Genomic DNA, 13,181 nt, shown 5'->3' on the forward strand with positions numbered 1-13,181 from the left:
GGCGCTTCTGGCGGTCGATGCGCCCTAGCGTGCTGCCCGGGGGCCGACGGTGACCCAATAGCGGCTGAGCGTGTGGATGTCGACTGGCACGCCCAGCGTCAGGTTGTGCAGGGCGCGGTCGGTGTCGCGCAGGGGGAAGACCCCGGTGACGCGGAGCTCGGCGACGGCCGGGTCGCAGCGCAGGAAGCCGCTGCGGTAGCGGGCCAGCCGCGCGGTGAAGTCCGCCAGCCGCATGTCCTCGGCCAGCAGCACGCCGCGCGTCCAGGCGGCGTCGGCCTCGCGCGCCGCGGCGGGCGGCTCGGCGCGCTGCGGGTCGAAGCGCGTGCGCTCGCCCTCATGCACCCGCAGGACCGCCTGGGCGGCCGCGCCGGGATAGACGTCGACCGCGCCCTGGTAGACCGCCAGGTGCGCCTGTGGGCCGGCGTCGCGCAGGGTGAAGCGGGTGCCCAGCGCCTGCACCATGCCTTGCCGGCTCTGCACGCGCAACGGCCTGCCCTGGGCATCGACAGCGGTCGACACCAGGATTTCCCCGGCCAGCAGCAGGATGCGGCGCTCGTGGCGGTCGAAGCGCACGTCGATGGCCGAGCCGCTGTCGAGCACGACGCGGGAGCCATCGGCCAGGGTGATGTCGCGGATCTCGCCGACGGCGCTGCGGTGGTCGGCGGCCAGCATGCCCCAGCGCCCGCTTTCGCGCCACAGCAGGGTGGCCCCGGCGGTGGTGGCCACCGCGATGCCCAGTGTCCGCAGCGCTTTGCGGCGCGCGGCATAGGCCTGCGGACGAGCGTCGAGCAGCACCGTGCGGGAGGCCGGCTCGGAGACCCCGGCCAGCTTGGCGTCCATGACCTGCAGGCGGCGCCAGGCGCGCAGGTGGTCGGGATGGGCGGCCAGCCAGGCGTCACAGGCCGCGCGGTCGGCCGCGCTCGCCTCGCCCGACCACAGCCGCGCCATCCAGGCCGAGGCGCGGCGCACGACCGCGGGATCGATCGCCGGCCCCTGGCCGGCGGCCGCGTCAGTGCGCGCCATTGTAGAGGGCCTGGTAGCACGCCAGCAGCGCCGCCGCGACGTACTTCTCGACCGAGGAGACGGACACGTGCAGCCGTTCGGCGATCTCTCGGTAGCTCAGGCCGTCGAGCTTGCACAGCAGCAGCGCCATGCGGGCCTTGGGCGGCAGCTTGTGCAGGATGGTGTCGACTTCGATCAGGGCCTCGACCGCCAGGGCGCGGACTTCCTCGGACGGCGCCAGCGCCACCGGCAGCGCGGCGATGGCCTCGAGGTAGGCGGCTTCGATGCCGCGGCGGCGATACAGGTCGATCAGCAGGCCGTTGGCGATCTGGGTCAGGTGGCGGCGGGACTGGTCCGGCTGCGGCGTGGCGCCGGAGGCCAGGATGCGGACGTAGGTGTCGTGCGCCAGATCGGCGGCGTCGAAGGCGTTGCCCAGCCGCTTGCGCAACCAGCCGCGCAGCCAGCCGTGGTGGTCACCGTAAAGCACTTCGATGGGCTGGGGAGAGGTCCCGGTCGCGGACATGATGGACTGGCGTGGCGTTGGCGCGGCGCATCCCATGATCCGGAATGCGAATTATTCCGGATCATAGTTGATCCGCGCGCGCGCCGGCAAGCCGGTCTTTCCCGGGCGGATCGGGGGGGTTAGAGCGGCCGCGCGGCCAGCGGCCCGGTGCCGTTGACGGCGCTGGCGCGGGCCGGGATGTCGGCGTCGACGCGCGGCACCGGGATCGGCGGGATCGGGGTGTTGCCGCCGTCGCCGCCCGGGTTGCCCCCGGAAGCGCCACCCAAGGCGCCGCCCAGCGTGCCGCTGCCCGCGGCCGGGATCGGAATCGGCTGCGCCACCGGCGCCTGCTGGCCCGGCGCCGGCTGTGCGGGCGTCTGCTGCACGGGCGTCTGCTGCGGCGCGCCCGCCTGGGGCTGAGTCGCCGGCGGCAGCGTCGCGCCCGGCGCGGGCAGGGGCCGCACCGAGTTGTCGACGCCGTCGGTGGAGCGGTTGTTGTTGAGGAAGTCGGTCAGCGGGTCGCCGCTGGACAGGTCGAGCGAGGCCACCGCCTGGCCCGGCGGGAATTCGTTGAAATAGTATTCGCCGTTGTCCACCAGCAGGCCGTCGGGACGCGGCGCCGGCTTGGCCTCGGGCACGCCCTTGAGCGCCGGCTGCATGTAGTCGAGCCAGGTGGTCAGGGCCAGGCCGCTGCCGAATTCGTTGGTGCCCAGCGACTTGGGCTGGTCAAAGCCCATCCAGACCGTGGTGGCCAGGGTGGGGGTGAAGCCGGAGAACCAGACGTCGACCGCTTCGTTGGTGGTGCCGGTCTTGCCGCCGATGTCGTTGCGCTTGAGCACCTGGTGCGCGCGCGCCGCGGTGCCGCTGGTGGTGACGCCGCGCAGGATGTCGTCCATGACCCAGGCGGTGCGCGGGTCGATGGCGCGCGCGGCGGCGTCGCCCGCCACCACCGGCTGCGCCTGCATCAGCACATTGCCCGAGCGGTCGGTGACCTTGTCGATCAGGTAGGGCGTGACGCGGTAGCCGCCGTTGGCGAACACGCTGTAGCCGTTGACCACCTGCAGCGGCGTGGCGCCGCCGGCGCCCAGGCCCAGCGGCAGCACCGCCGGCCAGCGCGCCTTGTCGAAGCCGAAACGGGTCAGGTAGTCCTGCGCGTACTGCGGGCCGATGGCCTGCAGGATGCGGATGGTGACCATGTTCTTGGACTTGTACAGGCCCTGGCGCAGCGTCAGCATCGGCTCGTAGCGGTTGCCGTCGTTCTTGGGCTGCCAGTCCTTCGAGCCGGTCTGCGCGGCGGTCAGCATGAAGGGCTGGTCGGAGATCTGCGTGGCGGGCGTCAGGCCGCGCTCCAGGGCGGCGGCGTAGACGAACGGCTTGATGTTCGAGCCCGGCTGGCGCCAGGCCTGCGTGACGCGGTTGAAGGTGCCGCGGTTGTAGTCGAAGCCGCCGATCATGGCGCGGATGGCGCCGTCCTGCGGCACCATTGACACCAGCGCCGCCTGCAGCGCCGGCATGTTGATGATTTCCCAGCCGTTGCCGTTCTTGTGGATGTAGACCACCGAGCCGCGCTGGATGCGCTGGCTGTCGCCGGCCTTGGGGTTGAGGGCGCGCGCCACCACGGCCAGCGCCTTCTTGTCGGAAATGGTGATGATCTCGCGCGCGCTGCGCGCCACGGTCACTTCCTGCGGGCTGGCGGCCAGCACCACGGCGGTGAGCAGGTCTTCGCTGTCGGGCGTTTTGTCCTGCACGCCGTCGAGGATGTCGTCGAATGCCGCGGCATCCTTTTCGACGCCGTCGGGCAGCTCGATCTGGTCTTCCGGCCCGGGGTAGGGCGCGCGGCGGGTGTAGTCCAGCACGCCGTCGCGCACGGCGCGGTAGGCGGCTTCCTGGTCCTTGGAGTCGATCGTGGTGTAGACGTCGATGCCCTTGGAGTAGGTCTGCTCCTGGAACACGCCGTACATCAACTGGCGCGCCAGTTCGGCCGGGTATTCGCCGTGGATGGCGAAGCCGCGCAGGCTGGCGCCGTCGGCGCCGCGGATCACCACATGCTGCTTGAGGGCTTCTTCGGTCTGTTCCGGCGTCAGGTAGCCCAGCGTCTTCATGCGGCCCAGCACGTAGTGCTGGCGGATCTCGGCGCGCGGGAAGTTGGTGATGGGGTTGAAGCGCGAAGGCGCCTTGGGAATGCCGGCCAGCATCGCGGCCTCGGCCGGCGTGACCTCGGACAGCGGCTTGCCGAGGTAGGTGCGCGAGGCGGCGGCAAAGCCGTAGGCGCGGTGGCCCAGGTAGATCTGGTTCATGTAGAGCTCGAGGATCTGGTCCTTGGTGAGCTCGGATTCAATCTTGTAGGTCAGCAGCAGTTCGTAGAACTTGCGCGAATAGGTCTTTTCGGACGACAGGTAGAAGTTGCGCGCCACCTGCATGGTGATCGTGCTGCCGCCCTGGGTCTTGGATTGCTTGACGAGGTTCACGAGCACGGCGCGCACCATGCCCATCCAGTCGACGCCGCCGTGCTGGTAGAAGCGGTCGTCCTCGGCCGCCAGCACGGCCTGGCGCATCACCGCCGGGATTTCGTCGAAGCGCAGCACGTTGCGGTGTTCTTCGCCGTATTCGCCGATCAGGACCTTGTCGGCGGTGTAGATGCGCAGCGGCACCCGCGGCCGGTAGTCGGTCATGGCGTGCAGGTCCGGCAGGCTGGGCCAGGCGATCGCCAGCGCCAGGCCGACCAGCAGCGCCCCGCAGACGCCGAGGCCGGCGACGGCGACGCCGGCCTTGATCAGGAGTCGTTTCCAGGGAAAGCCCGATTTGCCGCCCGGGTTGGCGGAGGATTGCTGGGGGGTGCTCATTGCTGGCGATTCTAGGGCAGAACGCTATAGACCGGCGACGGGGCCGGAAGGTTTCGGTAACCAAACTTGCCCGCGGGGACGGTTCGCGCCGCGGGCAAGGCATATGGGGACGGGTTTGAGCATACGCGCCGCGCGGGTTTCGCGCAGCGGCCGGCTGCAAGCGCGCGCTGAAATGTATTGCGCGCCGTGACAAACGGCAAGGCCGGTTGCAGTGTCATGCGACATTCGCCCGCAGATAGCGTTGCGGCGGCGCGCCCAGGGCGCGGTGGAACATGGCGCTGAAGGCGCTGGGGCTGCGATAGCCCAGGTCGGCGGCGATGCGCGCCACGGGTACGCCCAGCGACAGGCGGCAGACGGCGTCGGCCAGGCGGACCTGCTGCACCCATTGCCGATAATTCAGTCCCAATTCAGCCTGGAACAGCCGGATCAGCGTGCGCGCGCTGGCGCCGACCTCGCCGGCCCAGCCCTCGATGCCGCGTTGCAGGCCGGGCCGGTCGAGGATGGCCTCGCAGATCGTCTGCAGGCGGCGGTCGCGCGGCCAGGGGATCTGGATGGGCACCACGCGGGCGGCGGTCAGTTCGGACAGGATCAGCGCGGCCACCTGCCCGGCCCGTCCGCCCAGCGGATAGTCGATGGGCTCGGCGGTCAGCGCCAGGATCAGTTCGCGCAGCAGGCCGCTGACCTCGATCACCTGGCATTGCGGCCAATAGGCCCGCGCGGCGTCGGCATGGATGTACAGCGAGCGCATCGAGACCGCGCCGATCATGTCGACGCCATGCGGCACGCCGGCCGGCACCCACAGCGCGCGCAGCGGCGGCAGGGCCCAGAAGCCGCTTGGCGTGGTGACGCGCATCACGCCTTCGACGGCGTAGATGAGTTGGGCGCGCGGATGGGAGTGGGCGCCGGTGCGGGCGCCGGCGGCGAATTCCTTGGCCATCGCCGTCACGTCGCGGGGGCGGTCCTGGTAGTCCTGGGCGTCGATGCTGCGAGCCGGGTCGAGGCGCGCGGGCCGGGTGGGCATGGTGTCACTTCCGACAAAAGGAGGAAGCCGATTTCATGGTAGGGGAAACGCTATTTTGTCACTTTCTCGACGAAAAATGTCAGACGCTGGAAGCGCGCCGTTCCTACACTGGCCAGGCCCCGGCGTGAGGTCGGACGCATTCCCGTTTTCTTTTTTCGTTCCCTATCCATGAACTCCGCCCAGAATCCCGCCGCCGCGTTGCCGGACCGCACCGCGTCCGCCGCGCCCGCGCCGAGTCCCGCCGTTGCCGATCCTTCCACCGCGTTCGCGGTATTGGGCGCGATCAGCGTGGCGCACCTGATGAACGACATGATCCAGTCGATCCTGTTGGCCATCTATCCCATGCTCAAGGATTCGTTCAGCCTGTCCTTCGCGCAGATCGGCCTGATTACCCTGGTGTACCAGTTGGCGGCCTCGCTGCTGCAGCCGTTCATCGGCTTCTACACCGACCGCAATCCCAAGCCGTATTCGCTGCCGGTGGGCATGGGCTTCACGCTGGCGGGGCTGCTGTTGCTGTCGGTGGCGCCGTCGTTCGGCTGGCTGCTGGTGGCGGCGGTGCTGGTGGGCACGGGCTCGTCGGTGTTCCACCCCGAGTCGTCGCGGGTGGCGCGCATGGCCTCGGGCGGGCGCCACGGGCTGGCGCAGTCGCTGTTCCAGGTGGGCGGCAACGTCGGCTCGGCGCTGGGGCCGCTGCTGGCGGCGCTGTTCATCATTCCGCACGGCCAGCGCAGCGTGGCCTGGTTCTCGCTGGCGGCGCTGTTCGGCATCGTGGTGCTGACCGGCATCGGCCGCTGGTACAGCGCCAACCGCGTGCGCCTGAAGCCGCGCGCCCGGCGCGAGGGCAGCGGCCACGGCCTGACGCGCAACCAGGTGCTGGGCGCGCTGGGCGTGCTGGGCCTGCTGGTGTTCTCGAAGTACTTCTACCTGGCCAGCCTGAACAGCTATTTCACCTTCTACCTGATCGACAAGTTCGCGCTGTCGGTGCGCGAGGCGCAGTTGTACCTGTTCCTGTTCCTGGCCGCGGTGGCGGTGGGCACGGTGGTGGGCGGGCCGGTGGGCGACCGCATCGGCCGCAAGATCGTGATCTGGGTGTCGATCCTGGGCGTGGCGCCGTTCACGCTGCTGTTGCCGCATGCCAACCTGTTCTGGACCGGCGTGCTGGTGGTGATCATCGGCGTGGTGCTGGCGTCGGCTTTTTCGGCCATCGTGGTGTACGCGCAGGAACTGGTGCCGGGCAAGGTCGGCATGATCGCCGGCCTGTTCTTCGGCTTCGCCTTCGGCATGGGCGGGCTGGGCGCGGCGGCGCTGGGCAAGCTGGCCGATGCCACCAGCATCGGCTATGTGTACCAGGCGTGCGCCTATCTGCCGCTGCTGGGCATCGTGGCGGTGCTGCTGCCGGACGTGGAGCGCAAGCGCGCCTGAGGAGCGGGGGCGCGCGACGGCCCGTGACGGCCGCCCGCGCGCTCCGGGCGCTATCCGCCCTCAGGCCGCCGGCACGGCGGCCAGGCGCGGGCGGGCCGCCTCGATGGCCTGGATCTCGCCGTCGCCGCCATGATGGATGACGGCGACGCGGGCGGCGCGCAGTTGGGCGATCTGGCGCGGCGTGACGGCGAAGCTCAGCGCCAGCCGGTGATCGTCCAGCGGCGCGATGGGCTGGCGGCGGTCCTTGCCGCCGAAGCGCAGGTGGTTGTAGGCCGCCCACAGCACCAGCACCGCCGCATTCAGCAGGGCCAGCACGGCGTAGCTGCCGAGCGTCTGCAGCGTCGGCAGGAAGGTCGGCCAGAGCGGCGCCTGCGGCCCGCTGGCCGCGCCGCGCAGGATGGCGACGATGCCGGCGCCGAACAGGTAGACGAAGGCGAGCCAGCCGACCGCGGTCAGCAGCAGGTCGAACAGATAGCCCGCGCGCGAGCGTTTGGTCGTGATGATCATGATGCGTCCGGTGATTTGATGCCGCGGTCGGGGCTGGTCCAGCGCGCGCGCTCGGCCTGCTTGCGCAGCATGACTTTGGGGAAACTGACCAGGGTGGTGAGCAGGCTCACCATCCAGTAGGCCAGGGGATACCAGATGACCCAGTAGAGCGCGCGCCACAGGCCCGGCTCGTAGCGGCGGTCGATCAGGATGCTGATGGCGAATTGCAGCAGGCACACCATCGCCAGCATCATGCCGGTGAAGGCGGGCGGCATCAGGCTGGCGATGTGCATGTTGTTGGGCAGGGTCACGATCTGGCTGATGAGCCACAGCAGCACCGAGATGCCGAAGGCGAAGGCCCAGGCGGTCGACAGGCAGAATTCCAGCATCAGCGGCCACAGGCGGCGGTGGCGCCAGCTCCAGATCGAGCGCAGGTTCTTCAGGAACACCTCGGCGCCGCCCTGCGCCCAGCGCAGGCGCTGCTTCCAGATCCCGCGCAGCGTCTCGGGCATCAGGATCCAGCACAGGCCGCGCGGTTCGTAGAAGATCGACCAGTGGTCGCGCTGCAGCTTCCAACTGATGTCGATGTCTTCGGTGATCATGTCCAGGCTCCAGTAACCGACCCGGTCGAGCGCGGCGCGGCGGAAGGCGGCGACCACGCCCGACACGGTGAAGACCTGGCCGTAGACGCGCTGGGTACGCTTGATCAGGCCGATGATGGAGGAGAACTCGCCCACCTGGACGCGGCCGATCAGGGTCGAGCGGGTGCGGATGCGCGGGTTGCCGGTGACGGCGCCCACGCGCGGGTTGTCGATCAGCGGCGCCACCAGGTAGGCGGCGGCGTCCGGATCGAGCACCGCGTCGCCGTCGATGCAGACCAGGTATTCGCTGCGCGCGGCCAGCGCGCCCATGCGCAGCGCCATGGCCTTGCCCTGGTTCTGCGCCAGGTGCACCACGCGCAGGCGGGGGTGCTGTTCAGCCAGGCGGTCCAGCATGGCCCCGGTGCCATCGCTGGAACCATCGTTGACGGCGATGACCTCGATGTTCGGATAGCGCTGGTTGAGGGCGGCCAGCAGGGTCTCTTCGCCGTTGTCGGCTTCGTTGTAGCAGGGCACCAGGATCGACACCAGCGGATCGCCGGCCAGCGCCGGCGGCGCCGATCCGGGCCCCCACTGCCAGCGCCGTTCCCAATGCCACCAGAAGTACAGGCCGCCGGCCATCCACATGCCGGACATGAACAGCGGGTAGAAGAAGACGAAGCCCAGCAGCGCCTGGCCGGTCAGCATCATGGTGAAGCCGAACGGCGCGCCCAGCACCGCCAGCAGGATAATCAGGGCAATCAGACGGTCGATCATCGGAGGGGATACCAGGCTTCGGAGATGGCGGGCCGGATGCCTTGCAACCGGGGCTGGTCTTGCGAGAAATCGTCGGGGTAGTAGCCGAAGCTGCGGGCGCCGCGCAGTTGCAGGCGTTGCATCCAGCCGGCCAGCACCGCGGTGTCGACGGGCGTGGCCTCGGGGCGGCCGGGGCCGGTGCGCCAGTCGCGCGCCTGCAACTCGAACACGGTCCGGTCGAGCGCGCCGGGGCGCCGCGCCACGGCGTCGACCAACCGGTCGAGCCAGGCGTTTTCCTGGCCCTTGGGCACGTTCTCCATCAGCGGCATGGCCATGGGCGCGGTCCAGTCGTAGGCGGCCAGGAAGTCGTCCAGGTTCTGCGCGAACCAGGTTTCCGACTGCGGCTCCAGGATCGGCATGGCGAAGATGTTGCGGGCGGTCTTGATCTGCGGGCCGCGCACGGCGCGCACGCGGTCGGTCAGCTCGGCGGTGAAGTCGACCAGGGCGCGGCTCTTGACGCGCGTCCAGCGTTGCAGCGTGTCCGGGTCGGCGCGCAACTGGCCGATGTCGCCGGGCAGGCCGGCGGCGCGGTAGGCCGCCAGCGCGCCGGGGCTTGCGTCCTCGAAGTCGGACAGCACGGCGTCGTCGTGGAACAGGATGCCGTCGAAAATGGCGTGGCGCGCCAGGTCCTCGTACAGGTCGCCGATGCGGGCGCGCGCGGTGGCGTCGAACGGCGACAGGCGGCGGTACTGGTCCGGATCGGGCCGCGCCTCGGCCTGGCCGGGCTGCCAGCGCGTGACGCGCGGGATCGAGGCGTCCAGGTCGTAGGCCAGCACCGGCATCCAGGCGTACACCATGACGTTGGCGCGGTTGTGCAACTGCCAGGCGGCGCGGTTGAACAGGTCGGCGCGCACCGGCAGCCAGCGGTTGGGGAAGTACACCGAGCGCACCAGGCCGTCGCCGGTGGGGTCCGAATACGCCTGCAGGAACACGGTGTTGATCTGCAGGTCGAGGATGCGCTGCACCAGTTCGCCAAGATTGCGGTCGGTCTGCGCCGGATCGGGGTCGTAGACGTAGTCCAGGTCGACGTGGGCGACCCGCATGAAGGGGGTGGCTTCCATGCCGACGATGCTGTTGGCGAACGGCTTGAGCGGCGGGTCGCTGGCCAGCAGCATGCGCGGCGTGGACATCAGGCGGCCGAGGCGGCCGGGGCCGTCTTCCAGCGTCAGCGCCAACTGGTAGCCGTTGTCGGCGGCGATGCGCAGCGTGCTGCCGCCCTCGGCGCCGTAGGGCCAGACCCAGACGCGCGGCTTTTTGCCGGTGACCTGTTCGATCTTGCGGCTGATGGCGCGCACGTCGCCGCCCATGCGGGCCTTGAATTGCGCCTCGGTCTCGTAGCGGCCGGTCTTGGCGTCGTAGGCGCGGATCGCGGCGGCCGGCTCGGTGTTGCCCTGCGGGTTGGCCAGCGCGCCGTAGTGCGAGGCGTCGGTATGGGCGGCGATCTCGACCAGCCCGGACTGCGAGATGGCGCGCACTTCGTCCCAGTTCAGGAAGCGCTGGCGCGGCTCGGGGCTGCCGCCGAAGTCCACGCGCTTGTCCGCGGGAGTATCCATCCAGGTGCCCACCGGCGCCAGCAACGCCGGCCAGCGGTAGGCCTTCAGGATCGGCAGCACGCGGGTGTAGAAGCTGCGGTAGCCGTCATCGAACGACAGCAGCACCGCGCGCTCGGGCAGCGGCTTGCCGCCCTGGCGCGCGGCCAGGATCTGGTCGACGGAGACGGCCTGGTAGCCGTTTTCGCGCAGCCAGGCCAGTTGGTCGACCAGGCGGTCGGTGCGCACGCTCAGAAAGCCCTGGTCGGGGTCGTCGTCCTCGACGTCGTGGTAGGCCAGGGCCAGGAAATTTCCCTGGACCCAGGGTTGTTCGGCGGCCGCCACGGGCCGTTCGGACGGCGGCGTGTAGACCGGGATGTCCTTGGCGCAGGCGGTCAGCGCCAGGATGGCCAGCAGCAGCAGGGCCGCCAGCAGGAGTCGGGTGGATAGCTTGAGCAACATGGCGGTCTCAGAAGCGGTAGGCAAGGTCGAACACGATGCGCAGTTCGCGCTCGCGCTGGCCGTCGTACGGGCGGCTGATGCCGGTGACCATCGCGCCCATGTCGAGCACGTCGTTGGCGCGAAAGCGCTGGCCATAGCCGAGGGCGATGACGCCGCCGGTGCCGTGGCCCTGCTGGGTGTAGGTGCCAGCGCCGATGGTGCCGATCTGTTCCCAGGCGGTTTCGTAGCGGCGGTACAGCGTGTGCGTGACGCGCGCGCCGGGCAGCGCCATCAGGTCCGAGCGCGGGTTGTAGTAGGGCGCGTCGTCGCGGCTGTTGCGCTGGGTCGACAGGTCCAGCGTCAGGTCGGCCTTCAGGTGCGGCGCGGTGTAGACGCGCTCGCGCCCGTCCAGTCCCAGTTCCCAGCGCTGGTTGCCGTCGGAAAAACGCGACGGCGACAGCGACAGGGTCCATTCGCGCCGCTCGTTGGCGCGCCAGCGCACGAAGCCGGTCAGGCGGTTGGCGGTGATGTCGTTGGTCAAGGCCCGCAGCGGGGTCTCGCGCGACAGCAGCTCGCCCGAGCCGCCCACCTGCCAGTGGTCGTCGATGTCATAGGCGGCCGACAGGCGCAGGCCCGGTTTGACGCCGTGGCCGTAGCTGTGGGTCGAGACTTCGCCTTCGACCGTCAGGTCGCGGCCGCGCCATTGCACGCCGGTGCGCAACCAGCGGTAGTTGCCGCGTCCTTCCTCGAAGTCGCCGGTGGCGTAGCCGCCGCCGCCGAAGGCGCGCCAGTTGTAGTCGATGGGCGGCGAATACAGCACCGCGTCGATGCCGAAGTCGCCATTGCCGTTGACCGGGCTGTCCGAGGCCAGGCCGCGGTAGCCGCTGATGCGCAGCTCGGCCTTGTTGTGCACTTCCCATTCGCGCGCCAGGCGGCGGCTGGTCAGGTTCTCGGGGGCGCGCGCCAGGGTGTCGGCCGACAACGCCTCGGCCTGGCGCCATTCCTGCAGGTCCATGGCGGTGAAGCCCTGGCCGTTTTCGACCTGCAGCGCGCGCGGCGCCAGGGTTTCGGCCATCTTCAGTTCGCGTTCCGAGGCGCGCGGCAGGTCGCGGCGGCGATACAGCGAGGCCAGGTCGGCGCGCAGCGTCGAGTTGTTGGGCGCGTTCTCGACCATGCCGCGCAGGCGCTGCTCGGCGGCGACCGTGTCGTCGGCCAACTGGCGCGCGGCGGCCACGGTCTGGGCGCTTTCGAGCTTGAGGTCGTTGGGGTTGCGGGTGGCCTGGCCCTTGAAGTACAGCCAGGGCGCGTAGCCGGATTCGATGGCGTCGGTGACGGCATCGGTGCGGTCGAATTCCTCGGCTTCGGCCAGCGCGTAGTACAGGCCGGTCTCGGTGTTGAGTCGGTCTTCGGCATCGTCGTCGCGGCTGGCGCCGTCGGCGCCGACCTGGCGGTAGAGGTCGCGGGCCTTTTCCGGCTGGCGCAGGTACAGGTAGGCCGAGGCGACGTCATTCAGCGCATAGCGTGGCACCGCCACGTCCTGGGCGCGCAGGGCCTCGTATTCCCGCACCACGTCGGCCATGCGGACCCGCGCATGCAGCGCGTGCAGACGGTCGATGCGGGCGCGCAGCACGTCCTGGCGCGCCGGCTCGCCCAGGGCTTGCCAGGCGGGGATCAGCGCGTCGTAGCGGGCCAGCGCGCGGTCGGCGATGGCGAAGCGCTCGGCCTCGGTGCGGGTGGGCATGGCGGCCAGCCGGACCTGCTGGGCCAGCGCGTCACCCTCCATCCGGCGCAACTGCGCGGCGTCGAACAGGTCGGAATGCTGGCGGGCCAGATCCAGCGCCGGCTGCGCCAGGCGGGCGCGGCTGAGGGCGTCGATATATTCGCGCAGCACGTAGGGCGTGCCGGGCGCGATCGACAGCGCCTGGTCGGCCTGGTGCAGGGCCTCATACGGCTGGCGCAGCCGCGCATGGACATAGGCCAACGCCAGGCGCGCGTCGGCGTCGCGCGGCGCGCGCTTGACCCAGGCCTGGCCGGCGGCGAGCGCGGCCTCGGTCTGGTCGGCGTCGGCGAGGGTCATGATCTCGCCGGCGGCGAAGGCGGTCTGGCCGGGATGGCGGCTCAGGCCGGCGCGGTAGGCCGCCAGGGCCTCGGGCCAGCGACGCAGGTCGCGGTAGGCGCGCGCCGCCGCCAACTGGATGTCGGCGGGCACGGCGGCGGCCCGGGGCAGGGATTCGTAGGCGGCGACCGCCTCGCCGGGCCGGCCGGCCCAGCCGGCGATGACGATGTGGTCGTAGATCGCCTGGCGGCCGGCGCCCGCGCCTTGTTGGCGCAGCATGGCCAGCGCCGGCTCGTAGTCGCCGGCGCGGGCGCGCGTGATCAGGGCGTCATAGTCGGCGCCAGGGGCGGCCAGCGCCAGGGCGGGAGCCAGCAGCGCGCCGGCCGTGAAGGCGCGCACGGCCGTGGCGGCGGCGCGCTGTCGCGGGGCCGCCTGCGTGGCGGCCGCCATGTCGGGGCCCGCGTGGCCCCGGGGGGGCATTGTTC

The 13,181-nt window shown here is 70.7% G+C and carries 9 protein-coding genes; 1 reads left to right on the forward strand and 8 read right to left on the reverse strand.

Features of this window, described 5'->3' with window-relative positions; genetic code table 11:
* Nucleotides 1–24 precede the first annotated feature (24 nt).
* The 4 genes from AAID08_RS10030 to AAID08_RS10045 all read right to left on the reverse strand — a co-directional run bounded on the left by AAID08_RS10030 (nucleotide 25) and on the right by AAID08_RS10045 (nucleotide 5,368).
* Entirely contained in the window at nucleotides 25–1,023 is a 999-nt protein-coding gene (locus AAID08_RS10030) for a FecR domain-containing protein (RefSeq protein WP_395757584.1), read from the reverse strand.
* Nucleotides 1,010–1,525, reverse strand: a complete 516-nt coding sequence (locus AAID08_RS10035) for a sigma-70 family RNA polymerase sigma factor (RefSeq protein ID WP_175142955.1) — start codon at nucleotides 1,523–1,525, stop codon at nucleotides 1,010–1,012. Before AAID08_RS10035 ends, AAID08_RS10030 begins: the two co-directional genes overlap by 14 nt.
* Before the next feature lie 119 nt (nucleotides 1,526–1,644).
* Complete coding sequence (locus tag AAID08_RS10040) at nucleotides 1,645–4,347, reverse strand: PBP1A family penicillin-binding protein (protein ID WP_395757585.1); 2,703 nt, start codon at nucleotides 4,345–4,347, stop codon at nucleotides 1,645–1,647.
* Between the two features lie 214 nt (nucleotides 4,348–4,561).
* A complete protein-coding gene (locus tag AAID08_RS10045; protein ID WP_054503822.1) occupies nucleotides 4,562–5,368 on the reverse strand; it encodes a helix-turn-helix domain-containing protein in 807 nt (268 codons plus the stop codon).
* A 168-nt stretch (nucleotides 5,369–5,536) separates the two neighbouring features.
* Here AAID08_RS10045 and AAID08_RS10050 point away from each other — a divergent pair, with 168 nt between their 5' ends.
* On the forward strand, nucleotides 5,537–6,790 hold the full coding sequence (locus AAID08_RS10050) for an MFS transporter (protein ID WP_395757586.1): 1,254 nt from the start codon (nucleotides 5,537–5,539) through the stop codon (nucleotides 6,788–6,790).
* A 60-nt stretch (nucleotides 6,791–6,850) separates the two neighbouring features.
* On the opposite strand, the gene pgaD is transcribed toward AAID08_RS10050, so the two are convergent.
* Genes pgaD through pgaA form a run of 4 tightly spaced genes read right to left on the reverse strand, consistent with a single transcriptional unit; the run spans nucleotide 6,851 to nucleotide 13,176 of the window.
* Nucleotides 6,851–7,297, reverse strand: a complete 447-nt coding sequence (gene pgaD / locus AAID08_RS10055; RefSeq protein ID WP_024068435.1) for a poly-beta-1,6-N-acetyl-D-glucosamine biosynthesis protein PgaD — start codon at nucleotides 7,295–7,297, stop codon at nucleotides 6,851–6,853.
* Nucleotides 7,294–8,631: a poly-beta-1,6-N-acetyl-D-glucosamine synthase gene (gene pgaC / locus AAID08_RS10060; RefSeq protein WP_054503820.1), complete on the reverse strand. Its 1,338-nt coding sequence runs from the start codon at nucleotides 8,629–8,631 to the stop codon at nucleotides 7,294–7,296. The genes pgaD and pgaC overlap by 4 nt, the downstream gene beginning before the upstream one ends.
* Nucleotides 8,628–10,661, reverse strand: a complete 2,034-nt coding sequence (gene pgaB / locus AAID08_RS10065; RefSeq protein ID WP_175167688.1) for a poly-beta-1,6-N-acetyl-D-glucosamine N-deacetylase PgaB — start codon at nucleotides 10,659–10,661, stop codon at nucleotides 8,628–8,630. Before pgaB ends, pgaC begins: the two co-directional genes overlap by 4 nt.
* Nucleotides 10,662–10,668: 7 nt before the next feature.
* Nucleotides 10,669–13,176 (reverse strand): poly-beta-1,6 N-acetyl-D-glucosamine export porin PgaA, encoded by a 2,508-nt coding sequence (gene pgaA, locus AAID08_RS10070; protein ID WP_395757587.1) that lies wholly within the window; start codon nucleotides 13,174–13,176, stop codon nucleotides 10,669–10,671.
* Between the last annotated feature and the right edge of the window lie 5 nt (nucleotides 13,177–13,181).

It is taken from the genome of Achromobacter sp. EB05, assembly GCF_044232075.1.
In the GTDB taxonomy this organism is placed as follows: Bacteria; Pseudomonadota; Gammaproteobacteria; order Burkholderiales; family Burkholderiaceae_B; genus Achromobacter; species Achromobacter dolens.